Source organism: Flavobacterium cheniae (assembly GCF_004363695.1).
In the GTDB taxonomy this organism is placed as follows: domain Bacteria; phylum Bacteroidota; class Bacteroidia; order Flavobacteriales; family Flavobacteriaceae; genus Flavobacterium; species Flavobacterium cheniae.
On sequence record NZ_SNZC01000004.1, the window covers coordinates 107,020 to 133,340 of the forward strand.

The 26,321-nt window shown below is 32.6% G+C and carries 27 protein-coding genes; 9 read left to right on the forward strand and 18 right to left on the reverse strand.

Annotated features, from left to right (window positions below; translation table 11 throughout):
- The first annotated feature begins 119 nt into the window (after positions 1–119).
- Both C8D80_RS10805 and C8D80_RS10810 read left to right on the forward strand, forming a co-directional pair.
- Positions 120–1,115, forward strand: a complete 996-nt coding sequence (locus C8D80_RS10805; protein WP_133610258.1) for an NAD(P)H-dependent glycerol-3-phosphate dehydrogenase — start codon at positions 120–122, stop codon at positions 1,113–1,115.
- 27 nt (positions 1,116–1,142) lie between these two features.
- Positions 1,143–2,120, forward strand: coding sequence for a TerC/Alx family metal homeostasis membrane protein (locus C8D80_RS10810; protein ID WP_133610475.1), 978 nt, complete (start codon positions 1,143–1,145; stop codon positions 2,118–2,120).
- A 60-nt stretch (positions 2,121–2,180) separates the two neighbouring features.
- On the opposite strand, the gene C8D80_RS10815 is transcribed toward C8D80_RS10810, so the two are convergent.
- The 4 genes from C8D80_RS10815 to C8D80_RS10830 all read right to left on the reverse strand — a co-directional run bounded on the left by C8D80_RS10815 (position 2,181) and on the right by C8D80_RS10830 (position 7,024).
- Positions 2,181–5,012, reverse strand: coding sequence for a GH92 family glycosyl hydrolase (locus tag C8D80_RS10815; protein ID WP_133610260.1), 2,832 nt, complete (start codon positions 5,010–5,012; stop codon positions 2,181–2,183).
- Positions 5,013–5,131: 119 nt separating this feature from the next.
- A complete protein-coding gene (locus C8D80_RS10820) occupies positions 5,132–5,539 on the reverse strand; it encodes a hypothetical protein (RefSeq protein ID WP_133610262.1) in 408 nt (135 codons plus the stop codon).
- A 32-nt stretch (positions 5,540–5,571) separates the two neighbouring features.
- Positions 5,572–6,591 carry a phenylalanine--tRNA ligase subunit alpha gene (gene pheS / locus C8D80_RS10825; protein WP_133610264.1) on the reverse strand — a complete coding sequence of 340 codons (1,020 nt, stop codon included), beginning with the start codon at positions 6,589–6,591 and terminating at the stop codon, positions 5,572–5,574.
- 76 nt (positions 6,592–6,667) lie between these two features.
- On the reverse strand, positions 6,668–7,024 hold the full coding sequence (locus C8D80_RS10830; protein WP_133610266.1) for a hypothetical protein: 357 nt from the start codon (positions 7,022–7,024) through the stop codon (positions 6,668–6,670).
- 142 nt (positions 7,025–7,166) lie between these two features.
- Here C8D80_RS10830 and C8D80_RS10835 point away from each other — a divergent pair, with 142 nt between their 5' ends.
- Positions 7,167–7,682 (forward strand): CvpA family protein, encoded by a 516-nt coding sequence (locus C8D80_RS10835; RefSeq protein WP_133610268.1) that lies wholly within the window; start codon positions 7,167–7,169, stop codon positions 7,680–7,682.
- On the opposite strand, the gene C8D80_RS10840 is transcribed toward C8D80_RS10835, so the two are convergent.
- The 9 genes from C8D80_RS10840 to C8D80_RS10880 form a co-directional block, all read right to left on the reverse strand.
- Positions 7,679–8,011: a hypothetical protein gene (locus C8D80_RS10840; protein WP_133610270.1), complete on the reverse strand. Its 333-nt coding sequence runs from the start codon at positions 8,009–8,011 to the stop codon at positions 7,679–7,681. The genes C8D80_RS10835 and C8D80_RS10840 overlap by 4 nt on opposite strands.
- Before the next feature lie 35 nt (positions 8,012–8,046).
- Positions 8,047–8,808: a tetratricopeptide repeat protein gene (locus C8D80_RS10845; protein ID WP_133610272.1), complete on the reverse strand. Its 762-nt coding sequence runs from the start codon at positions 8,806–8,808 to the stop codon at positions 8,047–8,049.
- The gene (locus tag C8D80_RS10850) at positions 8,808–10,586 is read right to left on the reverse strand and encodes a BatD family protein (protein ID WP_133610274.1); all 1,779 of its coding nucleotides are present in this window, start codon (positions 10,584–10,586) and stop codon (positions 8,808–8,810) included. The genes C8D80_RS10845 and C8D80_RS10850 overlap by 1 nt, the downstream gene beginning before the upstream one ends.
- Positions 10,587–10,589: 3 nt before the next feature.
- A complete protein-coding gene (locus C8D80_RS10855) occupies positions 10,590–11,360 on the reverse strand; it encodes a tetratricopeptide repeat protein (RefSeq protein WP_242004832.1) in 771 nt (256 codons plus the stop codon).
- Positions 11,353–12,396, reverse strand: a complete 1,044-nt coding sequence (locus C8D80_RS10860) for a vWA domain-containing protein (protein ID WP_133610278.1) — start codon at positions 12,394–12,396, stop codon at positions 11,353–11,355. The genes C8D80_RS10855 and C8D80_RS10860 overlap by 8 nt, the downstream gene beginning before the upstream one ends.
- An 11-nt stretch (positions 12,397–12,407) precedes the next feature.
- A complete protein-coding gene (locus C8D80_RS10865) occupies positions 12,408–13,412 on the reverse strand; it encodes a vWA domain-containing protein (RefSeq protein ID WP_133610281.1) in 1,005 nt (334 codons plus the stop codon).
- Positions 13,412–15,028 carry a BatD family protein gene (locus C8D80_RS10870; RefSeq protein WP_133610283.1) on the reverse strand — a complete coding sequence of 539 codons (1,617 nt, stop codon included), beginning with the start codon at positions 15,026–15,028 and terminating at the stop codon, positions 13,412–13,414. The genes C8D80_RS10865 and C8D80_RS10870 overlap by 1 nt, the downstream gene beginning before the upstream one ends.
- A gap of 5 nt (positions 15,029–15,033) precedes the next feature.
- Positions 15,034–15,900, reverse strand: a complete 867-nt coding sequence (locus C8D80_RS10875) for a DUF58 domain-containing protein (RefSeq protein ID WP_133610285.1) — start codon at positions 15,898–15,900, stop codon at positions 15,034–15,036.
- A gap of 78 nt (positions 15,901–15,978) precedes the next feature.
- A complete protein-coding gene (locus C8D80_RS10880) occupies positions 15,979–16,983 on the reverse strand; it encodes an AAA family ATPase (RefSeq protein ID WP_133610288.1) in 1,005 nt (334 codons plus the stop codon).
- A 177-nt stretch (positions 16,984–17,160) separates the two neighbouring features.
- Between C8D80_RS10880 and C8D80_RS10885 the strand changes: the two genes are divergently transcribed.
- Both C8D80_RS10885 and C8D80_RS10890 read left to right on the forward strand, forming a co-directional pair.
- A complete protein-coding gene (locus C8D80_RS10885) occupies positions 17,161–18,033 on the forward strand; it encodes an aldo/keto reductase (protein WP_242004831.1) in 873 nt (290 codons plus the stop codon).
- Positions 18,034–18,108: 75 nt separating this feature from the next.
- Positions 18,109–19,248: an ATP-binding protein gene (locus C8D80_RS10890; protein WP_133610293.1), complete on the forward strand. Its 1,140-nt coding sequence runs from the start codon at positions 18,109–18,111 to the stop codon at positions 19,246–19,248.
- A gap of 337 nt (positions 19,249–19,585) precedes the next feature.
- Here the strand turns inward: C8D80_RS10890 and C8D80_RS10895 are convergent, their stop codons facing one another.
- Genes C8D80_RS10895 through C8D80_RS10905 form a run of 4 tightly spaced genes read right to left on the reverse strand, consistent with a single transcriptional unit; the run spans position 19,586 to position 22,753 of the window.
- Positions 19,586–20,257 (reverse strand): response regulator, encoded by a 672-nt coding sequence (locus C8D80_RS10895; protein WP_133610295.1) that lies wholly within the window; start codon positions 20,255–20,257, stop codon positions 19,586–19,588.
- Positions 20,258–20,289: 32 nt separating this feature from the next.
- Complete coding sequence (locus C8D80_RS10900; RefSeq protein WP_133610297.1) at positions 20,290–22,302, reverse strand: ATP-binding protein; 2,013 nt, start codon at positions 22,300–22,302, stop codon at positions 20,290–20,292.
- A gap of 45 nt (positions 22,303–22,347) precedes the next feature.
- On the reverse strand, positions 22,348–22,524 hold the full coding sequence (locus C8D80_RS12785) for a hypothetical protein (RefSeq protein ID WP_158633799.1): 177 nt from the start codon (positions 22,522–22,524) through the stop codon (positions 22,348–22,350).
- Between the two features lie 19 nt (positions 22,525–22,543).
- The gene (locus C8D80_RS10905) at positions 22,544–22,753 is read right to left on the reverse strand and encodes a hypothetical protein (protein WP_133610299.1); all 210 of its coding nucleotides are present in this window, start codon (positions 22,751–22,753) and stop codon (positions 22,544–22,546) included.
- Between the two features lie 156 nt (positions 22,754–22,909).
- Here C8D80_RS10905 and C8D80_RS10910 point away from each other — a divergent pair, with 156 nt between their 5' ends.
- The 3 genes from C8D80_RS10910 (at position 22,910) to C8D80_RS10920 (ending at position 24,875) form a co-directional block, all read left to right on the forward strand.
- Complete coding sequence (locus C8D80_RS10910; RefSeq protein WP_133610302.1) at positions 22,910–23,644, forward strand: metallophosphoesterase family protein; 735 nt, start codon at positions 22,910–22,912, stop codon at positions 23,642–23,644.
- A 39-nt stretch (positions 23,645–23,683) separates the two neighbouring features.
- Entirely contained in the window at positions 23,684–24,181 is a 498-nt protein-coding gene (locus C8D80_RS10915) for a DUF6646 family protein (RefSeq protein ID WP_133610304.1), read from the forward strand.
- Positions 24,182–24,299: 118 nt separating this feature from the next.
- Entirely contained in the window at positions 24,300–24,875 is a 576-nt protein-coding gene (locus tag C8D80_RS10920) for a PhnA domain-containing protein (RefSeq protein ID WP_133610306.1), read from the forward strand.
- A gap of 79 nt (positions 24,876–24,954) precedes the next feature.
- Here C8D80_RS10920 and C8D80_RS10925 read toward each other — a convergent pair whose 3' ends face one another.
- On the reverse strand, positions 24,955–25,473 hold the full coding sequence (locus C8D80_RS10925) for a hypothetical protein (protein ID WP_133610308.1): 519 nt from the start codon (positions 25,471–25,473) through the stop codon (positions 24,955–24,957).
- 54 nt (positions 25,474–25,527) lie between these two features.
- Between C8D80_RS10925 and C8D80_RS10930 the strand changes: the two genes are divergently transcribed.
- Positions 25,528–26,319 carry a DNA/RNA non-specific endonuclease gene (locus C8D80_RS10930; RefSeq protein WP_133610310.1) on the forward strand — a complete coding sequence of 264 codons (792 nt, stop codon included), beginning with the start codon at positions 25,528–25,530 and terminating at the stop codon, positions 26,317–26,319.
- The last annotated feature ends 2 nt before the right edge of the window (positions 26,320–26,321 follow it).

Consider the following 26,321-nt stretch of genomic DNA (forward strand, 5'->3'; position numbering starts at 1 on the left):
TTCATCATAATAAAGGCGCGGAGTTTTTCTTCGTGCCTTTGTATTAAAAGAGTTTCGCAAACGTTTTTTGTAAATCCTTTTTAAATGACTATTTTTGATGTTCTAAATTAAATCGTAAAATGGAAAAAAAGCCAAAATTTGCAGTCATTGGAGGGGGAAGTTGGGCTACTGCAATTGCTAAAATGCTTTGTGAGAATCAAGACGAAATTGCTTGGTACATGCGAAGTACTTATGCTATTGAGCATTTGAAACATCAAAAACACAACCCGAATTATTTAAGCTCGGTTGCGTTTGATACCAATAAATTAAAACTTACAAATGACATCAACGAAGCTGTTGCTTATGCTGATTATGTGATTTTTGTAGTTCCTTCTGCTTTTTTGAGCAAAGAATTAGAAAGTTTAACCGAAAGTTTGGAAGGAAAAGTTATTTTCTCTGCGATTAAAGGAATTGTTCCAGAATCGAGTTTGATTGTTGGTGAACATTTTCATACCAAATACGATATTCCATTTGATAATATTGGGGTAATTACGGGTCCATGTCATGCGGAAGAAGTAGCTATGGAACGTTTATCGTACTTAACCATTGCTTGTAGCGATAGAAAAAAAGCCAAATATGTGGCTAAAAATCTGAGCTCACACTACATAAAAGCAAAAACTACGGATGATATTATTGGAACAGAATATGCTGCCGTTTTAAAGAACATTTATGCTATTGCAGCCGGAATTGCGCATGGTTTAGGCTATGGCGATAACTTTCAAGCGGTTTTAATGAGTAATGGTATTCGTGAAATGAAGAAATTCATTCGTAAAGTACACAAAATGAAGCGAAACATTAATAATTCGGCTTACTTAGGCGATTTATTAGTTACTGGATATTCCGTTTTTTCTCGAAATAGAATGTTTGGAAACATGATTGGAAAAGGCTACACCGTAAAATCAGCACAAATGGAAATGAGCATGGTAGCCGAAGGATATTACGCAGTAAAAAGTGCTTACAAATTAAACAAAGAATACGGAGCTGATACTCCGATTATCGACGCTGTTTACGAAATTTTATACGAAAACAAGGACGCTAAAGCCGTTTTTAAAGAACTAACAGATAAATTAAACTAATACATGCTATCATTAAAAACAGGTTCAATCGATCATTTAATTGATCATCCTGGTATTATTACGGCTTTTACAATTACCATCATTGCGATGTTGGTTTTAGATTTAGGAGTTTTAAACAAAAAAGGTCACGTAGTTTCCAATCGCGAAGCGGCTATTTGGTCTGTGATTTGGATATCTTTAGCCATGGGATTCAGTGGTATTATCTATCACTACATGGGAGCGGAGAAATTCATGCAATTCCAAGGCGCGTATTGGATTGAAAAAGCGCTTTCGGTTGATAATTTATTCGTGTTTATCTTGGTTTTTGGTTACTTCAATGTTGCAAAAGAAGCCCAACATAAAGTCTTATTTTGGGGTGTAATTGGTGCTTTGGTTTTTAGAGCTATCTTTATTTTTACCGGAGTTTGGTTACTAAATTACACCTATTTACCCGAAATGGAATTGTTCGGTCAAGTTGTGAAAATCAACTACCTTTTAACTATTTTCGGATTAATTTTAATTGTTGCTGGAATCAAATCTGGTTTTAGTAATGAAGAAGATGAAGGTAGTAAAGATTTTAGTAAAAGTGCCGGTTCTAAATTTGTACATAAGTTTTTTAAAGTAAGTCCAAATTTTGATGGTGATAAATTTTTCACTGTTCAAAACGGAATTAGAATGGCAACCCCTTTATTTGTGGTGGTTACTATTGTTGAATTTACCGATTTATTATTTGCTGTAGACAGTATTCCAGCTATTTTTGCAATTGCACCAGATGATCCATTTATTTTATATACGTCTAACATTTTTGCGATTTTAGGATTGCGTTCGTTGTATTTCCTTTTGGCGAACTTTATGTACATGTTCAGTAAATTGAAATACGGATTAGCATTTATCTTAGCCTTTATTGGTGTAAAAATGATTGTAGCGCCGTTTTATCACATCGAAACTTCTTATTCTTTAATGGTTGTTGGAAGTGTGTTAATTTTGTCTGTCGTGGCTTCTTTATTGTTTCCTGATAAGGATTAATTTCAAAACATATATCAAATAAAAAAGGTTGTCTTGATAGACAACCTTTTTTATTAAGCTTTACTTTATCGTAATCTCATCAACAAAAATAAACGCATCACCACCAGCGCCTTGATGCCATTCAGGTAATTTACCGAAGTTTTTTGCGATGACTTTTACGTAACGTGCTTTTTTACCTTTTGTTTCGTTAGAAGTGAAATTCAAAATCGTATTTTCTTCTAATTTTGGATCTAACGTATTGTTTACCGAGCCGAAATACGTAAAATTCACATTGTCTTCCGAAATATAATAATCAACTTTCGTTGGCATTAAAATCCACGAACGTTGGTCTTGTAAAAAGCGTGTTGAAATTTCATTAATATTTTTCACTTCTTTTAAATCCACCACCGCTTCAAAATCCTGACTTTGGTAGCCTTGCCAATCGCCTTTTCTCCAATTTTCTGTTCCTAAAATACCATCTAACAACCCTTCTGGACCACCTGCATGATATTGCGGATTGTAAACCGATTTGATATTGATGCTGTAATTGTTTGGTTTTTTGAAGAACGTTGCGGAAATGGTGTTGCTTTGTCCTTCATTTGTTTTTACATAAGCTTCAATAGTTGATGTTTGCGATATTTCAAAAGGTTTTGTATAAGGAATAAATAGTTTCTTTGCCAAATGATCGTCTTTATCATTAATCATAAAATAAATCACATCATTTAAGTATTGAGACTTCAATTCAATCTTCAATTTATCTTTAAATGATTTGCTTTCCGCTTGAATTACAGGAACTGGGATTACTTCTTTAATAATATAATCTAAATTCCAATCAATATCTTCAGAAGATTCAATTTCTTTCTCTTGTTGAATCGCTTTTTGTTTATTGATTTTTCTTTGCTCTTCAGTAATTACAGCCTTCTCACCACTTTCAAGGTTTACAACTATTTTATCAAAATATAAATCGTTTTCATAATGATGAATAATACTTCCAGGACAAACAGGATATTCACTCATAACACTCAACACATACCAAGCACTCATTTGACCGCAGTCTTCGTTTCCGATTAAGCCATCAGGTGTATTAGTATAAAAATTGTCTAAAATATACTTGACTTTTGCATTCGTTTTTTCTGGTTTTCCTACATAATTGTACAAATATGCCATGTGGTGACTTGGTTCGTTTCCGTGTGCATATTGCCCAATTAAACCGGTAACATCTACTTGTTCTCTACCGGTAGTTTTGCTTTCGCTGTTGAACATTTCGTCTAATTTGGCTTCAAATTTTTCGGGTCCGCCATAAGCTTGAATCATTCCCTCAATATCTTGTGGTACGAAAAAAGAATATTGCCACGAATTACCTTCGGTAAAATTATTATTGACTTCTCTTGGATCAAAAGGTTTGTCCCAACCGCCGTTTTTCTTTGGACGCATGAAACCCGTTTCCCAATCAAAAATGTTTTTCCAATTTTGAGAACGTTTCATGAAATACTCGTAATCCTTTGGTTTATTTAAAAGTTGCGCCATTTGAGCAATACACCAATCATCATAAGCATATTCTAAGGTTTTGGAAACGCTTTCGTGTTCGTCATCTATCGAAATGAAGCCGTTTTTCTTGTAGGCATCCAAACCTAAAACATCACGCATCGCAGAAGCTTTACTGGCTTCAAAGGCTTTTTCGTAATCAAAACCTTTTATTCCTTTTGCCATCGCATCTGCAATTACAGAAACGGAATGATAGCCAATCATACAATCGGTTTCATTTGACGCCAATTCCCAAACGGGTAATCTGCCACCTTGTTCGTATTGTTTGATGAAGGTATTGATGTAATCGGCAGTTCGTTTTTTATCAATCAAAGTATACAACGGATGCGCGCCTCTAAAAGTATCCCAAAGCGAGAATACCGTATAATAATCAAATCCTTCTGCAACATGAATTTGGTTGTCTCTACCGCGGTATTTTCCGTCTAAATCTTGTGCAATATTCGGTTGCATCATCGTGTGATACAAAGCCGTGTAGAAAATTGCTAACTTGTCTTTATCATTAGAAGTGACTTCAATTTTTGATAATTCTTTGTTCCAAAGAGCGATAGCTGCCTTGTGCGCTTTATTAAAATCCCAATGTTTGATTTCGGAACTGTTTAATTTGGCGCCTTCATAACTTGTTGGCGAAAGCGATACTTTTACGAGGATTTTTTCTCCTTTTTTTACTTGTTTAGAAAAACTCATAGCCACTTTTGATCCAGAATATTCTTTTCTATTACTTACTGAATCGGATATAAATTTATTGAAGTTCATCGGTTTATTAAACTCAATTCGGGCATACACATATTGATCTCTTGCCCAAGCTTCGCTTCTTCGTAAGACTTCAATTGTTTTATCATCAATTACTCGAATTCTTCCTTCCAACAATTTATCACGATGATTCAAATCTAAAATAATATTAGCTTGACCGTCTTTATTAAACGTATATTCATGAAAACCAACACGAGTTGAAGTGGTTAAACGTACATCGATATTGTGTTTGTCTAATTTCACAGAATAAAATCCAGCGGAAGCTTTTTCATTCGCATGCGAAAAAGTAGAAGAATACACTTTATTATCAAACGAAGGTTCACCCATAGTTGGCATCAACATGATATCACCATAATCCGAAACACCGGTTCCATTCAAATGCGTGTGCGAAAATCCGTAAATCAAATTATCAGAATAATGATAACCACCACAGCCATCCCAACTGCCATCGATTCTGGTATCAGGAGAAAGTTGCACCATTCCGTAAGGCACAGTAGCACCAGGGAAAGTGTGTCCGTGACCGCCTGTTCCAATAAATGGGTTGACGTGTTTGACGTAGTCTTGTGCTTGGGAAAAAGTAGTAGTTAAAAAGGCTAGAGCAATAAGAAATGGTTTCATGTTGTTGTGTTGAAAAAATTTCTTAAAGGTAAAAATATTTTCTTTTTTAAAAACAAAAAACCACGAATACAGAAATCAATTCGTGCATTCGTGGTTTCAATATTATAATTTACAAAAATCTAATTTGCGAAAACGCCTCTTTTGTTGATGATTGGTAAGTCGGTAGTAGCTTTTTCGTTGATGGAATTGGTTCTGAAAACAAAGGTTTTATCGAATAATTGTCCGTTTGCGAAATACGACAACATGAATTCGTTATTCAATTGTAAGACGTTATTTTCTAACAATTCTACTTTAACGGCTGTTCTTGGTTCTACTTTGGCAAATGCATGACGGAATGTTCCTGTTTTGCGTTCTTCGCCATTGATTAAACCGTACGCGCGTGAAACTACCATGGCCATTTCCAATAAATTATCGGTATCGTTTATTAAATAAGCGTACCAAGAATTTTCCATGAAATCGTCGTTCCATTCTTGAAAAGCTACAATGTGAACGCCTTCAACTTTTGGGATGATAATGTCTTTTTTCATAGTAAGTGAGATTGCTTCGTTCCTCGCAATGACTAAATTGATGATTTAAATTGCTCTAAGAAACGAACGTCGTTTTCATAAAACATACGGATATCGCCAATTTGGTACAACAACATGGCAATACGCTCTACTCCCATTCCGAAAGCGAAACCTGTGTGTTCGTCTGGATTGATGCCGCAATTTTTCAATACATTAGGGTCAACCATTCCGCAACCACCAATTTCTAACCAACCGGTTCCTTTGGTAATTCTATAATCGGTTTCAGTTTTTAATCCCCAATAAATATCAATTTCAGCACTTGGTTCTGTAAATGGAAAATACGACGGACGTAAACGAATTTTTGATTTTCCGAACATTTCTTTCGTGAAATACAACAACGTCTGTTTTAAATCGGCAAATGAAACGTCTTTATCAATATACAATCCTTCCACTTGATGGAAAATACAGTGCGAACGCGAAGAAACTGCCTCGTTACGGAAAACTCTTCCTGGAGAAATCGTACGAATTGGCGGTTTGTTGTTTTCCATATAACGCACTTGCACTGATGAAGTGTGTGTTCTCAACAAAACATCAGGATTGGTTTGAATGAAAAACGTATCCTGCATATCTCTTGCTGGATGATATTCTGGTAAATTTAATGCGGTAAAATTGTGCCAATCGTCTTCGATTTCCGGACCTTCAGACACGTTGAATCCAATGGTTGAAAAAATATCAATCATTTGGTTTTTCACAATAGAAATTGGGTGGCGAGAACCAATGTTCATCGCTTCTCCCGGACGCGTTGTATCGCCGTAAATTCCTTTTGCTTCTTCTTTATTTTCTAAAGCGTCTTGAATAGTTTTTACCTTTTCTTCTGCCGAAGTTTTCAATTCGTTGATTACTTGACCAAATTCTTTCTTTTGCTCGTTTGGAACATTTTTGAATTCAGCAAAAAAGTCTTTCAACAAGCCTTTACTTCCTAAATATTTAATTCGGAAGGCTTCTAATTGTTCTTTATTATCGGTTTGAAAAGATTTTACTTCTTCAATATGGGCTTTAATCGTTTCTGTCATCGCTCGTTTTGTAAAATGCAAATTTATGGATTTTTTTTGAGAGACAAGTCAATGACTTGTCTGTACTATAAATTAATTAGTCAATTAATTCTTTCTCTAAAAAGTAGCTTACAATTGCTTCTTTCATTAGTACGGCTTGTTCACCTGCTTTTAGTGGTGGCAATTCTTCTTTTACTTTGTAATGTGGCCATCCTTCGTTATCAAAATACTCAAATTCGTAGTAGCCATAAGGCTCTAACAAACGACAAATAGCGATGTGCATCAGGTTTACTTTTTCATCTTTTTTGAAAGCAGCATGGATTTTTCCTAATTCTTGTACGCCAATTAAGTAGATAATTCCTTCTAAATCAAGGTCTTCTCCGCTTGAAAATTTTTCTGATAATATGTTGACAACGCTTTCCCAACGCTGTTTTAATTGTTCGTCTCTTGACATTTTTTATAGATGAAAGAAAAAAGAGAAAAGAAAAAAGACTATTCCCAACTTTCTATATTAGTTTTGCAAAGATAATCGATGGTTTTGTTTTTTAAGCAATCTATCGTCTTTGTTCTTTATTCTTTCATCTATTTTCTTTCAAATGAGTTTTATTGATATTGTTTTTGCGGTTTTATTGGGTTTTGCGGTTTATAAAGGCTTGAAAAACGGGCTTTTTGTAGAAGTTGCTTCGTTTGTGGCTTTAATTTTAGGAATTTACTTAGCGATTAAATTTTCGAATTTAGTAGGCGCTATTTTTACTGGAATTGTCCCAAGTTGGAATCCGAAATATATTGAAATAACCGCTTTTATCATTACGTTTTTGTTGGTGGTGATAGGAATTCATTTAAGCGCAAAAATTTTAACCAAATTAGCTGATTTTGCTTTTTTAGGTTGGATTAACAAAATTGCTGGAGTGATTTTTAGCTTATTGAAAACTATTTTAGCGTTGAGTGTCGTGCTTTTTATTTTTGAAAAAATCAACATCAATAACATGTTGCTTTCTAAAGAAACACAAGACAGTTCAATGTTTTATAACCCAATTCAGAATATTTCAAAAGCGATTTATCCTACGATTGAAGGTTGGTATGATAGTTTGAAGTTGGGAGTTGAGAACTAATTTGAAATCCTGTTTCTTAATTCTTTCAGAATACTATTGAAATTAGAATTATATTCATTTTTTGCAGAATAATCCCAAAAACCGTCATTCTTTTTTGTAATTCTTAATAAAATTGGTTCTTGTTTTGCGAATATTCGAGCGTTGAAAAATAAGACTTGATACAATTGGAAATACCATTTTTTTCTTGAATCAATTATTTCAATTGATTTTATTTCTGAATAATTAAAAGTTCTGAATTCCCAATAATCAATTGCTTTTATTTCAAAGTAATCATTATATACTTTGATAACTGGATAGCCTTTTGCTTCAAAAACGATTAAATCTTCCATTTTTTTTCTGATCACTAATAACTGAATACTGAACACTATTCCTTCACTTCCTTAATCGCTTCTTTGTCAATCCACGCTTTGGTTTTGTCGGTTAGTTCTACTTGTTTCCAATTGCCTAATTCTTCTAAAACGAAAACTTTTGTGCCTTCGTGAAGCGTTACAACATCTTCAGAACTATTTTTTGGTTCGGATTTCAAAGTAGTTGATTCTGCAAAAACGATTGCTGGATTGTAATTCGCATCAAATTTCTTCTGTAAGAAAGCAGAGAAAACGGTTATGCCAATTCCGACTAAAAACAATAGAAACAGACTGAAAAACGTTCGTTTTAGAAACACGGTATTTCCAAAATAATAGCCTAAAAACGAAAGTAAACTCAGGAAAGCGATAAAAACGGCAATCCAAGCCCAAGTGTCGTAATGAAGTTTGGACGTGAATTCTTTTACCACCTTCTTAAAACCTACTTCTGGAAGGATTTTAATGTCGTCAATTGCCGTTTTTTGCGCAAAAGACAGATTGGTTTGAATAGCTTCATCATCTGGGTTTAAAAGCAATGCTTTTTCGTAATTGTAAATCGATGGTGCTACTTTGCCTAATTTGTAATAGCAATTGGCAATATTAAAATATAAATCAGCAGATTCGTTGCCTTTATTTGCGATGCTTTCAAATGATTTCAGCGCTTGTTCGTAATCGCCTTTGTTATATAAATCGTTTGCTTTCTTGAAAGTAGCGTCGATTGATTCGCTTGCATTAGCAAATGAAACCAAAAACAAAAGGAAAAGTATAATCTTGTTTTTCATTATTTCAATTGTTTTTCAAGTTCTGAAATTCGTTCAACAGCTCGTTCAAAATCATTAGTCATTGCAATATCTGTTGCTGGTGCATATCTTGCAAATTCGCAATCGTTCATTAATTCCATGAATTGAGAAATACTTTGTTCAGAAGCGTTTCTTTGTTGTAACAATTCGATGATATTATCTTTACTCATTTCGACTGTTTCGATGTTTAATTTGGCTTTTAAGAAATTGTGTAATGCTTTCTCCATTGCCATATAAAACGGAACTTTGTCTCCCATTTGCTTTTTAGCCTCCGACAAATATTTCTTCACTAATCGGTTATTATTTCTAACTCGGTTTCCTACAACATCGGCATCTTTTGCTTCTTTTTGTTTTCTAACAATCATCACAATCGGAATCAATAACAATGGTGCAAATAACAAACTATAAAATAATCCTGAACCTAAGAAATCTTTTTTAGAAGCGGAAATAAATTCCGTTTTCAACTTATTGAATTGGAATACTTCTTTTTTCTGAATGGATTGTTTATTAGCACTTGGTGTATTGGCTACAAATGTTCCGTCACCTTCCGCTACATCAATGGTAATTTCTTTTGAAGTGATAGTTTTATATGATTTACTTGCCAAATCATAGTACGAAAACTCCATTGGTTTAATCGTATATTTTCCTTTAAATTGTGGAATTATTGTGTATTTATCCGAAATTTTTCCGGTCATACCTGTAACTGGAGTTTGTACATTTTCGGTATGAGCTGGTTCGTACATTTCTAAAGCACTTGGAACCACAGGTTTTGGTAATGTAAATAATTTTAAATTTCCTTTACCCGAAACACTAACTTCTAAATCTAAAGATTCACCCGCTTTTAAATCAGTTTTAGATGGTTTTACTACAAAATCAAATTTTCCAACCGCACCTGTAAATCCTGCAGGTTTTCCGTTTTCGGGAAGTGGTTTTACATTGATGGTTTGCATTCCTGTTGAAAGCGATTTTTGAATTACACGCATTTCGTATTCGCCAAACCAATCGCGACGGCCTGTTGGCACCTCCGCATCTAAATCAATTTTGAATGGTTCTATAGTTTTAGCGCCTGCTTCTAATGGATACAAAATTACTTTGCGAAGCACAACCATACTGTAATCTTTGCCGTTATACTTTCCACGTTCTGCACGCAGTTGTTTCATATCGATGTACTGACTCCAGAAATCATTGTATTTTGGTGCTTTGAAATTTCTAAAATTACCAACGGTTGATCTTGGTTCGAAATATAGTTTATAAATTACTGTAACAGGTTCATTTACATACGGATTCTTGGTTGACATTTCAGCTACCAAATGAATTCCTTCTCCATAATTCACATTCGTTGGTTGCTGACCAGGATAGGTTGGCATTTGGATAGGATCTGTAATCGTAATTTTTATGGGTGCCGATTTATAAATGGTTTCATCAAACTCAATTGAAGCAGCACCAATTGTAAATGTTCCTTTTTTTGTAGGTGTTAAATAATAAATAACTTGGGTTGAAATTTCTCTTTTTTGGGTAACCTTGCCATTTACAATCGTAATCGAAGTTTGATTTCCCTTATTAATAAATGGACCTTCAGCTTTAAAACCAGGAAATTTTGGCGGTACGAAATTATCACCTTCGTTATTGATGGAAAAAACCAATTGAATTCTCTCATTTAAACCATAAGAGCTTCTTTCTGTTTGCGCTTCAAATTTTACTTGAGCTGAAACAGAATTATAAAAAAACGATATAAATAAAACTAAAAGTATCTTTTTCATGAATTACCAATCTTTTTCATTTGAAACCGGACGTGCTTTTACTTTCTTCGCATTTACTTTGTCCTGCACTTTCTTCTCTGCATTATTAACCGCATCTAAAATATTATCGATACGTTGTTTATCGGCGCTACTTGGCTTTGGATTTTCGTTTTTATCTTCTTTTTTCTCTCCGTCTCCTTTTCCTTGTTGTTTATCGCCTTGTTTATCTTTGTTATTCTGATTGTCTTTATCAGAATCTTTTTTGTCGTTTCCTTTGTCGTTTTTACCGTCTTTGTCTTTTGGCTGTGGTTTATTATCTTGACCACCGCCACCTTTATTATCTTTTTTATTGTCTTTTGGAGGTGGATTGTCTTTATTTTTTCTTTTGGCTAAAGCGTAATTGTAACGCGTTTCTTCATCTTTTGGATTATTTCGAAGTGCGTTTTTATAAGCATCAGCTGCTAAATCATATTTTTTTTCCAACATGAAAGTGTTGCCTAAATTATGATAAATTCGGTGTTTTTCTTCTTTAGTTTTAGCAACTTCTAATGCTTGAATATATTTGATTTGCGCTTCACCTTGCTGATTTTGTCGGTAAATGCTATTTCCTAAATTATATCCTGCAACGGCTTTTTTTGGTGATTTTTTCGATTCTGTTACCCGATAATCGGCTTCGGAATCCACGTATTTCTTTTCGGTAAACGATTGATTTCCGTTGTACAGATTTTTATCTTTTTCTTGACTGAAAAGCGTGATGCAATTCAATAATAGCAATATGTAAACTATCTTACGCATGTTTCTTTTCATTAAATAAGTTCAACTTTTGCACCCATGCTGTTTTTTTCTCCAAAAGGAAAATATCTACCAATAATAATAAAAACCCTAACGCTAAAAACCATTGATATTGCGATTCAAAATCGGCTATTTGTTGTGATTCGAATTCAGATTTTTCTATTTTATCTAATGATTTCTTTAATTCCTCTACCACTTCTTTTGTTGATGTACCAACAATATATTTTGACTTGGTTTTATCGGCAATATTTTTTAAAACTTCAGGATATAATTTTGTTGTAACCGTTTGTCCTTCTGAGTCTTTTTTATATGAAGCTATGGTTCCTTTATCATCTCGTAATGGAATTGGACCGCCTTTTTCAGTTCCCACTCCAATAGTCAAAATACGAACGCCTTTTTCTTTAGCCATTTCAATTGCATCTTCTGCGCCTTCGCCATGGTCTTCACCATCGGAAATCAGGATAATTAACTTGCTAGTATCTTTCACATCAAAGAAATCAACTGCTAATTGAATGGCATCGTTAAAAGCAGTTCCTTGAGAAGAAACCATGTTGGTATTCATGCTTTGCAAGTACATTTTAGCAATGCTATAATCAGTAGTCATTGGTAAAACTGGATAAGCACTTCCAGCATAACCTACGATGCCCACACGGTCGTTTCCTAATTGATTAATAATTTGCGAAACGATTTGCTTGGTTTTTTCTAATCGGTTTGGTGCTACGTCTTCGGCTAGCATACTTTTGGAAATGTCGACTGCAAAAACAATATCAATTCCTTGACGTTTTACGGTTTCCATTTTGGTTCCCATTTTTGGGTTTACCAAAGCAATTATAATGCAAGCCAATGCCAACAACAAAACACCTAATTTTAAAGCGGGTTTAAACCTTGATTTTTCTGGAGCTAATTGGTTGAATAATTCCAAATCGGCAAAAACAGCTTGTCTTTTTCTTTTCCAAAACAAATTGAATAGAAAAAGTGCCACTATTATGGGTAATAGCGCTAACAAATAAAAATATATTGGACTTTCTAATTCAAACATTTTTTCTTTTTCTAAACGATTCCTCTAAAAACTGAATTTCTCAACAATACCTCAACACCTAACAACACAAAAGCAATTAAAACGAAAGGTTTGTATTTCTCATCATAATTGTAGAATTTTTTCTCTTGGATTTCTGTAGTTTCTAACTTATTAATTTCGTCGTAAATGGCTTGTAATTTCTTATTTGATGTAGCTCTAAAATATTTCGCATCGGTTGCTTTTGCAATTTCTTTCATCAGTTTTTCATCAATTTCTACTGGCATCATTCTGAAAACTAATTTTCCATTGGCGTCTTTTGCCACAGGAAACATCGCTTGTCCGTTTGTTCCAATTCCTATGGTATATACTTTGATTCCGTATTCTTTTGCGATTTCAGAAGCGGTTCTAGGATCGATGGTTCCAGAATTATTCACACCATCTGTCAATAAAATGATAATTCTACTTTTAGCTTTGCTGTCTTTGATTCGGTTAATAGCCGTAGCTAAACCAACGCCAATTCCAGTTCCATCAGCAATAATGGAATCATCGTATTCGATGGTTTTTAATGATTGCAAAATGATAGTTTTATCTGAAGTTACAGGAGTTCTCGTATAACTTTCACCCGCATAAACGACCAAACCAATTCTATCATTAACTCTATCTTGCACAAACGTTGAAGCTACTTTTTTCAATGCTTCTAGACGATTTGGTTTTAAATCATTGGCCAACATACTACTCGAAACGTCGATTGCCATTACAATATCAATTCCTTTTGTAGTTTTCGATTTTGAAGTTACGTCAACGCTTCTTGGTCTTGCTAATGCGATGATTATCGAACTTAATGCTAAAATTCGCAATACGTATAAAAAAGGTTTTGCTTTAGCCAAGAAAGTTCTGTTTTGTTTGAAAGGTCCCAACGAACTCATTTTTACCGTTGCTGAAAGTTGGTTTCTTTTATAAAACAACCAACCTATTGCTAATGGCAAAACCAAAAACAACCATAAGAATTCCGGATTTAAAAAGGTTACTTTTCCCATTATTTCTTGGCTTTTCTTAGTTCGATTGAATTCTGAATTTTCTCTATAATCTGCTTCGCGTGTTCGTCTTCTTCTTTATAAATTAAGAAAAACTCTTGAGCACCTCCAGGCTGAGATAATACCATAATTTCGTATTCCATTTTCACATCTTCTTCTCTAACTGGGTCAAAAGCGGTAAATGTTCCGTAAGCTTTTTTACCCGAAAGCCCTTTTACATTTTCGAATTCGCCTGTTTTTACAATGATATTTTTAGCTCCAAATTTTTCTAATTCTTTTAAATCAACTTCAAGCGCTAAATCTAAATCCAATCGAGTAGTATCTTTAAAAGCGGTTGTAATTAAGACAATAGAAAAATTATCGATGATACTTCCATACATGAATCGGCTGTTCGATTTTACATTTTCTGGAAGGTTATTCTGAATTTTCTCGTCGTTATTACGTTTTAAAACTTTTGGTGTTGAAATTACGATTGCAGGTTCGCCATATTCAGACGTTATCCATTCTTTTTCTAATAATTCTTCGGTAGAATGTCCAATGTAATTGTCTTTGATGAAATCGAATCCAACCGTGTAAGCGAAAATTACAACTGAAGTTACCAATAAAAACATCGAGATTCCAATTGACATCACCAAACGTTTGAATTTTTGTTTTTGCATTTCTTTCTTACGCACCTCTTCTGCAAAAAGGATTGCCGCTTGGTCTTCGGTTCTTGGTAAAGCCTTATCGATTATTAACAAAAACTTATCAATGATTTTTTTATCAGTTTCAATTTCAAACAACATAGGTTGCGATTTAGCAAATTTTACTAAATCTGAATTTTCTAAAACGCGACTGAATTTATCCAAATCTTCACGATTTACAAACATTTTCTTGTCTTTAATCGCTTTTTTTAGTGATTCTATTAACTCACTTGAAGTGCTTTCCATTGCTGGAATATGAACCGATTCTTCGATGTACGTTCTGGTGATATCGGTCATTTCAGAATAATATTCTTTGACATCACCTCGTTGCACCAATTGTTTTTTATCTAAGTTTTGAAGATACGCAATCGCTTTTTCAATTGGCGAAGCGAAAAATTCTACTTTTTGCTCTTTGTCTTTTTGCAATCTTTTGATGATGAAGTAGGAAGCAAATCCAGAAGCGATAATCAATACCAGTAAAATCAACAGTTTCCACCATTCGCTCATCGGTTTTTCTTCGGTAGCAATGATATCTTTGATGTCATACATTTGTTGTTTGGTCGTGTCAACTTTTACATCGTTTACCAAAATAGAAAGCGAATCAGTACGGAATTCTTTTTGATTGATTTTTACTAATAATTTCGGAATCACATAGCGTCCCGAATCAAATTGGGTTAACCCGTATTTTTTGATTAATTCGTATTCATTGTCGTTTTTTATGGTGTCAATTGGATAGGATTCTAATATTTCTAAAGCACCAAAAAACTTTCCAGCAGGAAAAACCACTTTATCTTTTGCGTTTACTTTTGCTTTGATGGTTAAATTGAATTGCGATCCAATTTTAATTTGGGTAGAATCAATAGAAGAAGAGATTTGTTGGGCAAAACCCAAAAATCCGAACAATAAAGCAATATATAAGTAAAGTTTCTTTTTCATTTTTCTTAATTACGCGCTTTAAAATAACCTAATAATTTGGTTACATAGCTTTCATCTACTCTCGAACTAATTGTTCCGGCTCCACATTTTGAAAAAATATCTTTGAAATAATTTACGTTTTCACGATAGTATTTTTCGTAATCCATTCGCACTTTTTTGGATGTGGTATCAACCAAAAGAGTTTCGCCAGTTTCCGCGTCTAACATATTTACAATTCCAATATTAGGAATGCTTTCTTCTCTTTGGTCAAAAACTCGAATTCCAGTTACATCATGACGTTTTGAAGCAATTTTCAGCGTGTGCTCATAATCTTTCACCATGAAATCGGAAATTAAAAACACAATGGCTTTCTTTTTTAAAACGCTAGATAAATATTTTAAAGCTTGTGATAAATCGGTTTTTTTACTTTTCGATTCGAATTCGATTAACTCGCGAATGATTCGTAAAACGTGCGATTTTCCTTTTTTAGGTGGAATAAACAATTCGATTTGGTCCGAAAACAAAAGCAAACCAATTTTATCATTATTTTGAGTAGCCGAAAACGCTAATGTGGCAGCAATTTCGGTAACCATATCTCTTTTTAGTTGATTTTTTGTACCAAAACTTTCCGAACCCGAAATGTCTACCATTAACATCATGGTTAATTCACGTTCTTCTTCAAACACTTTTACGAAAGGTTCGTTGTAACGAGCGGTTACATTCCAATCGATAGCTCTTACGTCGTCACCGTATTGGTATTGGCGCACTTCTGAAAACGTCATCCCGTGTCCTTTAAAAGACGTGTGATATTCTCCCGAAAAGATATGATCACTCAATCTTCGGGTTTTGATTTCAATTTTTCGAACTTTCTTTAGAATTTCTTTGGTATCCATTTTTAAAAGGTAAAGGGTAAAAGGTAAAAGGTAAAAGACACTTTACTAATGCCTAATCACTATTCCCTAATCACTTTTTTAAGGCACTTCAACTTCGTTAACAATTCTGCTAATAATGTCTTCTGTAGTTACATTTTCAGCTTCAGCTTCGTATGTGATTCCGATTCTGTGACGTAATACATCGTACACAACTGCACGAACGTCTTCTGGAATTACATAACCTCTTCGTTTGATGAAAGCGTAACATTTAGCAGCAGTTGCTAAGTTGATACTTCCACGTGGCGAAGCTCCAAAACTGATTAATGGTTTTAGACTTTCTAATTTGTATTTTTCTGGATAACGTGTTGCGAAAATTAAATCTAAGATGTATTTCTCAATTTTTTCGTCCATGTATACTTCACGAACGGCTTCTTGAGCTTTTAAAATTTGTTCAATAGAAACCACTTGGTTTACTTTTTCAAAAGCGCCTTTTAAGTTTTGACGAATAACCAAACGCTCGTCTTCCATTTTTGGATAATCGATAACGACTTTCAACATAAAACGGTCAACTTGTGCTTCTGGTAATGGATACGTTCCTTCTTGGTCAACCGGATTTTGTGTTGCCATTACTAAGAACGGCTTGTCTAACTTGAACGTTTCGTCTCCAATAGTAACTTGCTTTTCTTGCATCGCTTCTAACAATGCCGATTGCACTTTAGCAGGAGCACGGTTAATCTCATCGGCTAAAACGAAATTAGCAAAAATTGGTCCTTTACGAATGGTAAAGTCATTTTGTTTGATGTTATAAATCATAGTTCCTACAACGTCTGCAGGCAATAAATCGGGTGTGAACTGAATACGACTGAACGAACCGTGAACGGCTTGAGAAAGCGTATTAATTGCTAAAGTTTTTGCTAATCCGGGAACTCCTTCTAATAGAATGTGTCCTTGTCCTAAAAGTCCAATTAACAATCGTTCTACCATTTGTTTTTGACCTACAATAACTTTGTTCATTTCCATTGTAAGCAAATCGATAAAAGCACTTTCTCTTTCAATTTTCTCGTTGATTGCTCTTATGTCTAAACTCGATGTATTTTCTTCCATTTTAAGGTTTAATTTGGTGGTGTGAAATTAACAACATTTTTTAACATTGCAAATTGTAATTTTTTTTAATTTTTAGTTGTTAATTAAGCGTTAAAATGTGATTAAAAAAGTGCTTTTTGTGAGTGTTTTATGATTCTATTTTATAATTTTAAGGAAATTTTAAAAAAACAACAGGCTATGTCAATAAAATTATCACCTATAATTGCCGGAGTAATGAATTGGGGTGTTTCGGATAAAAACCTTAACACAAAAGAAATGAGCCATTTAATTAACCTTTATTTGGAAAACGGAATTACGTCTTTCGATCATGCCGATATCTATGGAGGTTACACAACCGAAGCTCAATTTGGAAAAGCATTTAATGAAAGTAAAATTTCTAGAGAAAAGCTACAGTTCATATCGAAATGTGGAATTCAATATACTTTTGAAAACAGACCTAATAATACCATTAAACATTATGAATATTCTAAAGATTACATTGTTTGGTCAGTTGAAAATTCATTAAAAAATCTACAAACCGATTATTTAGACGCTTTACTTTTGCATCGCCCAAGTCCATTAATGCAAGCTGATGAAATTGCCGAAGCGGTTGAAAAATTAAAATCGGAAGGAAAAATTAAATCGTTTGGTGTTTCTAATTTTACACCTTTTCAAACGGAACTTTTGCGTCAAAAAACCGAAATTTCATTTAATCAGGTGCAATTTTCGGCAACGCATTATGAAGCTATGTTAGATGGAAGTCTAGATTACATGCAAATTCACAACATTCAGCCCATGGCTTGGAATCCGTTAGGAACAGTTTTTAGAGAAAATACGGAGCAAACTTTTAGATTGAAGCAACTTTTAGCTACACTTGTGGATAAATATCATGTAGGTTCTGATTTAATTTTATTGGCTTGGATTTTACAACATCCAGCGAATATTTTACCCGTTGCCGGAACTGTAAATGTGGCACGAATTCAGCAACTATCGAAAGCTTGTTCATTGGAATTAGACAAGCAAGATTGGTTTGCAATCTGGACAGAAAGCATGGGAAATAAAGTGCCTTAAAAAAGTGATTAGTAATTAGTGACTAGTAATTAGTTTTTGCTAGTCACTAGTTACTAATTACTAATCACCAAAAATATGATAAACAAACGCTTACTTATCAAAAACATTTTATCTCACCACGATGAGAACAGTTTTTATGATAAGAAGCGCCAATTGAATTTACACACCAAAGAAGGAAAAGCAAAATTTCTAAAACACATTTGTGCACTTTCAAATTCTAATCCAAGTAACAACTCTTACATTGTTGTTGGAGTTGAAGACGAATCGAATGAAATCGTTGGTGATGATTTTTTTGATGATAGCCGAATTCAGAATTTGGTGAATGCTTTTTTGGAAAATCCGCCTAAAATTCAGTACGAAAATGTGCCTTTTCCTAATCTTCCAAAAGATAAAGTGGTAGGATTGGTTACGATAAAACCTAAATCTAAAACTTCTTATTTTAAAAAAGGAATTCACACTATTGAAGCCAATAGTACTTTTGTTAGAAAAGGAAGTAACACTTCGCCTACGAAAGAGAAAATTCCGTATTCAAAACAGAATGTTGAAACCGTTATTAGCATAGAAAATAGCTCACGTAATAGCATTGCGCATACGTTAGAAAGTGTTTTGGATTTCATCAACAATCGCCATAAAGACATTCCTTCTAACTATCATGTTTTTAAAGAATTGTTTGTGGTTTGCTGGGCGGGAAATAAGAAGAAGATTCGAGATAAAGTATATTATTCGAGAGTAGATATTGAGTTGATTAACGAACAAGTTAAGTTGTTTTACTCCGCTTTAGACGAAGTAAGTATCGAATATGATGACAGTACATTTTCAATTACGGAATACGTTTCTTTAGGTTTAAATGACAAAACCAGTTATTATCCTTTTGAAAAAGTTACGTTGAGTTTTTTTGATAATGGTTATTATAAAATGAATTCAGAAATGTTGTTTGAGCCTCCTCAATACAACCGAAAAATGTTGCATCATATTTATAATTCAAATTTGACCTTATTAGGAAAACTCCAAAAAGGATTGCCTTTACAAGAATCAGAAAAAAGAGATTTGGAGAATTTACCTCACATTATGATGATTTGCAATTTAAACGGATTTGAAGAAGCAAAACAAAAACTTATTGATGCAAAACCCTTTCTAAAAACATTAGAAAACCCAATGGTTTATGTTTCTTTTAAAGAAGTAATGCGAATTTTAAGAAAAATGAAATACGATTAGTACAAATTTTTATTGTTTTTTTTAAAAAAAATCAGCATCAGATAAGAAACAAAAAGTACAACTCCCAATATGTAGACCAATTTGAATTGTAGACTGTAATCAAGGGTGTTAAAAAAGGTTGCCTTTTCTTGAAAAAGGGTATAATACGTTAAATCAACGATAAAGTAAATCCAAATTAGACTAAGGATTAACAGCACGATAACTAATTTTGTATATAACTTCATTTTCTGTATCATTTAGATTATAAAGTTACCTATACCAAAAAGAAAAATTGTTACAGATTTTCTGTATATTTTTACTTTTATTTTTCAGTGTTTTGGGCTTTTTTTGAAAATTTTTAGATCAATCCGTGCTTTTTAGCTTCGCGAATGATGTCTTCGTCGCTTCCTTTTTCAATTTTAAAGAAGTGTTTTATTTGTGCTTTTCGTTTGTCGATTGCACTTATGGATAAATTCATGCGTTGAGGTAAATTTTTAGTTTTTACACCTTCCGCCAATAAGGTAATTAGTTTTCTGTTGTTTTCGTCTAAGAAAGCGCTTTTTTCATGTAATTCAGCAATGTTTTCCACAACTGTTCTACTTGTGTAGAAATGATTGTTGTAAATTTTTTCAAATGCTAATAAAAACTCATCTGCCGTAAAATCACTTTTTACTAACAAGCCGTTTGGAGCTATATTTTTTTGAATGGCATCTAAAATAAAAGCTTCTGCATGCGAAGTAAGAATAACAATTTTACAATTTGGGAATTTGTTTTTAATTAGAAGTGCTAAATCTTCACCGCTTTTAATGTTTTTTTCCAAATAAGGCGGTAAACTCAAATCGACAAAAGCAAAATCAAATGCCTTGAAAACAGGCGTGCTGTCAATTATATTATAAGCAGATTCGCAGTTGTAAGCTGGAGTTGTCGTTATTCGTAAACCTAGATCGTTAAAAGACAATATGCTTTTATAACCCTCAATCATTGATGGATGATCGTCAATCATTAAAATATGTAAGTCTGTTTTATTCACGAGATTTTATTTATTTCAAATTTACAATTTATTTAATTTACCAACGGAACTTTTAATTTTATAATTGTACCTTTTTCTTTTTCGGAAGTAATAGAAATTTCACCCTTCATCGCTTCAGTTCTGCTTTTCATGTTTTTCAAGCCAATGCCGTTTTTGATTTTTTTCTCGTTAAAACCAATGCCATTATCATTTATTTCTAAGTGTAAAAAATCATCTTCTGTGTCGAGTATTAATACAATTTTAGTGGCATTTGCATATTTATTAATATTGTTAAACGCTTCTTGAATTATACGATAGACATTCATTTTTATTTCTGGACTCATATTATTCATTGCATCGTCATAATATATTTCGAAATTAGATTCTGGTGAATATGTTTCCTTTTGATTTTTTAAAAGTTCATCTAAAATGTTTTTAAAACCACTTTTATATATTTCTGATTCATTATGTAAATGATGCGAAAAGGCTCTGATTTCTTGTTCTATAACTCTAATATAATCAATATGCTCTAAGGCTTTTTTAATGGTTTCTTCATCTTGTTTTCTAGATATTGAAAATAAATTTAATCTAACTCCTGCCAGTCTATTTAGAATGTTATCATGAAGTTCTAAGCCAATATTTCGTTTTACATTTCTTCGAACCTCATCTATATCTTCTTGATTGTTAAGCATCAATCTGTAAATTTCTTCGTTTGATTCTTGTTGCTGTTGTGCGAAAACCAATTCTTTATGCTTGCTTCTTTGATAAAGAATTACATAGAGTAGAAAACTAAATGAAATAATCAACAATGAAGCTATCAAAATAATTTTTCGTTGATTAGAAATCGTTTCTTTTTCAGAAATAATTTCGTCGGTTTCAAATTCAATTCGAGCCAATTTGTTTCGGGTAGCTCTTTCTTGTTTTTGGAGACTATCGTTTAATTTGATGTAGTCTCTTGCATAAGACAAGCCTTCTTTTGGAAGTAACTTCGTGAAGAAATCTAGTGTTACCAAAACTTCTTTGTTGTAATGCGATTCTTTGGCTAATTTATTGGCTTCACTATTAAGTTGAAGCGCTTTTAAAGTGTCGTTTTGAGAAAGGTAATATTCAGTAAGATGAATTCTACTGTTGATTTTTCCTAGGACATCTCCAATTTTATCTCTTACGGTTAAAGCTTTTTGAAAATCCTCTAAACCTTTCTTTTTATTGATTTTAAAAATAGAATATGCATAATTATCAAGTAAAGATGAATATAAAATAGGTTGTATGTCTTTTAGGTTGTTGATTTTTAAACCTTCAGCAAAAATTTGGCTTGCTTCATTGAATTTATTAATGTTTAAATAAACGAATCCAATATTATTTAAAGTTTGAGCTTGAAAAATAGGTTTATAATTTTCATCTTCAATATTTTTGATTTGAACTAGTGCCTTTTGATGATATTCTAACCCTTTTTCATAATTTCCTAAACCTGATAAGGAACTACCTAAATTAACATAACATTCGTAAATTAAAGATTGATCATTGATTTCTTTAGCAATGTTTAGAACCTTAATTGTTTCTGATTCACTGCCTAAAAAATCTTTTTCAAAGAGTAAAATATAAGCTTTATGAAGTATCGTTCTTGCTAAATTAGATTTGTCTTCTATTTTTTCATACTTCTTCTCCGCGCCTAAGTAATAATAATAAGCACTATCATTTTTGGAAAGAGAAAAATAATAATCTCCTAAATAATATTCTGCCTTAGCAATATTTAATGTATCATTAATTGATTCAGAAATATTTAAAATTTTATTAGTTGTTTTTTTATATTCTTCATACTCTAACAGTATAAAATAACGATTAGCTAACTTAAAATAATTTTTAATTTTTATGGAATCAATAGTACTAGCGCCTTGAATTAAATTTTTAGCTGAGTCAATATATTTTAGACGAATTTTCTTATCTAAATTTACATTTGAACTATTTTCAAAATAAGAATCCAACTTTTTTTGAATAACAGGAGTTTTCTCGTTTGAATTACATCCAACGAAAAAAATAAAACCAAATAAAATTATTATCTGTTTCAATTAAAAGAGTTGCTTTTGTACAAATTTACTGTTTAAAGATAATAATTAATCCTTTTTTACAATTATTATAGGAGTTCTTGGGTTAGTAATATTTAAGGTTTTAATTTTTTCTGTCTTTTCAATTTTATAAGCCATTATTTTTTCAATTGAATCCTTTTCTTTATTGTTTTGAATGTTAGACAAAAACAAAGAACTTACTATTAATAATGCTACTGTTTTCATTTTTACTATTTTTAAATTATTAATCTTTTTTTGATACTATTATTGGATTTGTTTCTTCTTTTGCTATACTATCTGAAGGAGTTTCATCACCTTCTCTTGCTTGCATTTGTTGTATGTTTTCTGATAGTTTAATGGCTTTTTCTAAGTCCTCATCTTGCTCGTCTGTTGAACATGAAAATAATACAAGACTAACCATTAATAGTCCGAATAATTTAACTGAATTTTTCATAGGGGTTTGAATTTTAATTGTTTGTTATTTGTTTTTATGTTTTAATTGAATTTTTTGTCGAGTTTTGCATTATAAAAGTACTTATACCTTTTTATAATGTTGTTACAGATTTTCTGTACATTTTCACTTTAATTTTTCAGTGTTTATTGAGTTTTTATGAAAAAATTTGTCATTGGAGACATCCACGGAGGTCTAAAAGCATTACTTCAGGTACTAAAAAAAATTAACTGTGATGAAAACGACACATTAATTTTTTTAGGAGACTATGTAGATGGTTGGAGCGAATCGCCTGCCGTTTTAGATTTTCTAATAGAATTACAAAAAAAACAACCTTGTATTTTTATTCGAGGTAATCACGACGAGCTTCTATTAGACTGGTTGTTAGGTAATAACGATAATATCGATGAAAAATTGTGGTTTCAACATGGTGGTGAAGCTACAGTGTTATCCTATCAAAACATTAACGCCGAAACAAAGGAAAGACACATTCAGTTTTTAAAGTCATTACAAGATTATCATTTAGATGATAAAAACCGATTGTTTATTCATGCCGGATTTACCAATATGAAAGGAGTGGAACACGAATTTTTTAAACCTTTATTTTACTGGGATAGAACCCTTTGGGAAACGGCTTTAGCAATTGATAGTCAACTTTCAAAAGACGCTATTACCTATCCATTGCGTTTAAAGATTTATAACGAAATTTTCATTGGTCACACACCTGTTACTAAAATTGATGAAACAATTCCAGTAAATAAAGCCTGCGTTTGGAATGTGGATACAGGAGCTGCTTTCAAAGGTAAACTTACTATCATGGATGTTGATAGTAAAGAATTCTGGCAAAGCGACTCACTACCAGACTTATATCCAAACGAAAAAGGTAGGAATTAATTTATCCCTATATTTGTACTCAATTTTAATTTTAATACGATGAAAAAAATTTTAGCCGTAATTTGTTTATTAGCCGCAGTTCAAATGTCAAATGCGCAAGTTTTTAAAGGAAAAGGAGATACTAAATTTCAAGTTGGAGCCAACTTACAAGAAAAAGGTTCAGGAATAATTGCAACTTATGATAGAGGAATAGGCACAAACATGTCGTTTGGTTTTACCTCTTTATATTTATTAGGAATTGAAGAAGTAGCTGGTGAAAAACCAAATTTTGATGATCGTTTTGATCTTAGAGCTCGTTTTAGTGCTAACATTGCTGATGTTTTTGGAATTGAAGAAAAAGTAGATATTTATCCTGGATTAAATATTGGGATTAAAAATTTTGGGGCGCATTTTGGCGTTCGCTATTTCATTACAGATGGTTTCGGCTTGTACTCTGAAATACAATTACCAATTGCTCATTATGATAATGATCCTAGAGGATTTGAAAAATATAATAATCAGTTTAATTTATCAATTGGAGCTTCTTTCAATTTATAAAATAGTTTAAGCAATATATTTTAAAGCAACTCCTTAAAAAAGTTGCTTTTTTTTATGCTGTTATGTAACAATTTATACCTTTGCTTCAAATTATTTATTTACGTAAAATCCATTCAAAATGAGTGTAATAGAAAAAAAACTGAAAGACCGCAGTGGTTCAGTTTGCGAGATTAGTGGTGCCGAACATGATTTAGTTGTGTACACGTTACCACCTCACACTGCAGAGAGCTTAGAACATTCGGTTTTGGTTGCTAAACATTTGAAAGACCAAATTGAAAACCCAGAAACCATGAATGAAAACGATTGGAGAGGTTTATCAGATAGCATGTGGAATGAGCATTTACCGGTTCAAATTTTATCTTGGCGTATGTTAGCACGTTTGAAAAACAACGATTTGCTTGACATGATGTACTTAGACGAAGAAGCCTTAGAATGGGCAAAAGCAACAGGCGAAGGCGCAGAAGAAGACGAAAACAAAATTGTACATAAAGACAGTAACGGTGTAATCTTATTAGATGGTGATTCAGTTGTATTGATTAAAGATTTAGATGTAAAAGGCGCTACTTTTACAGCAAAACGTGGTGCTGCCGTACACAACATTAAATTAGTTTGGGACGACGCGAATCTTATTGAAGGTAGAGTGGAAAATCAAAATATTTATATTTTGACACAGTACGTGAAGAAAACGAAGTAGTGTTAATCCGTAATGTTAAAATATAAAGTGCGCTAAATCAATAAAAAAAAATCCCGATTCATTTGAATCGGGATTTTTTTTATTCTAGTTTTCTTAATTTGTTTTCAGCTTTTTCTAAATCTAATTGTAGTTCTAAAGCTTTGTTTTCTTTTTTAAGAATTTTCTCTCTCCATTTTAGTTCGTCTTCTGGAGTTAGTTTGCCTTTTCTTCTAAGCTTTTCAAATTTTTCTTTGTCTTTTTCTAAATCTTTTTTGTTACTATCAATTTTAGATTTAGCTTTTTCGATATTGTTTTTAGCTTTTTCTCTTTGGGCTACCGCTTTTTCAGCTTGTTTTAGTTCCTTTTCAGCTTTTTTCTGAGCTTTTTCTGCATCCTTTTTTGCTTTTTCTGCTTCTTTTAAAGCTTTTTGGCGCTCTTTTTCGGCCTTTTGCTGCTCTTTAATTATCTTTTCTTCGGCTTTGATTCTTTCTTTTTCGGCTTTTTGTTGCTCTAAAACTAATTTTTCCTGTTTAACTTTTACACTATCAATTACAGTTTCTTGAGCTAAAGCAGATTGCAAACTAAATAAACCTAATAGAATTAAAAAATTTATTCTCATGATTTTGGATTTTAAAATTTATCTTTACAAAGATAACAAAAACTGAGCCAAAGCATGAAAAGATTCATTTATCTCCTTATCGTTGTTTCTATGTTTTCTTGTAAAGAATTTAATATTGATGAAGGTACTTCCATTAAAAAAAATGAGGTTTCAGTTGATAAAAGTATGATTTCTGGTGATTTTGATTTTTTACCAACATCAACCACAAATGATGTTTATAAACGTAATACTTATGTTTTTTCTTATTCTGAAGAGCACGAACAAAGCGAATGGGTGGCGTATTATTTGGATAGTGAAGATGTAAAAGCAACTAATTTTGATAGACCTTTTTTTGAGCAAGATCCACTAGTGGAATCTGTATCTGCCGATTGGAGAAATTATAAAAATTCAGGTTACGATAAAGGCCATTTGTGTCCAGCTGGCGATAGAAAAGGTTCCTTTGATGAGTATAACGAAACTTTTTTCACGTCTAATATTAGTCCACAAGAGCATGAATTTAATTCGGGTGTTTGGAATCGTTTAGAGGAAAAGGTTAGATATTGGGCAGTAAAAAGTGATGGATTATATGTGGTAACAGGTGGTGTCTTGAGCGATAATCTAAAAACTATAGGTAAAGAAGATGTTTCGGTGCCTAATTATTTTTACAAAGTGCTGCTGACTAAAGACGGTTCTAAAATGATTGGTTTTTTAGTGCCGCATGAAAATTCAAATCAACCTTTGTATGAGTTTGTGGTTTCGGTAGACGATATTGAAAAAATGACAGGTATTGACTTTTATCCTAATTTAGAAGATACAATTGAAAATCAATTTGAATCTAAATCAGATTATAAAGGTTGGAGTTTTTAAAT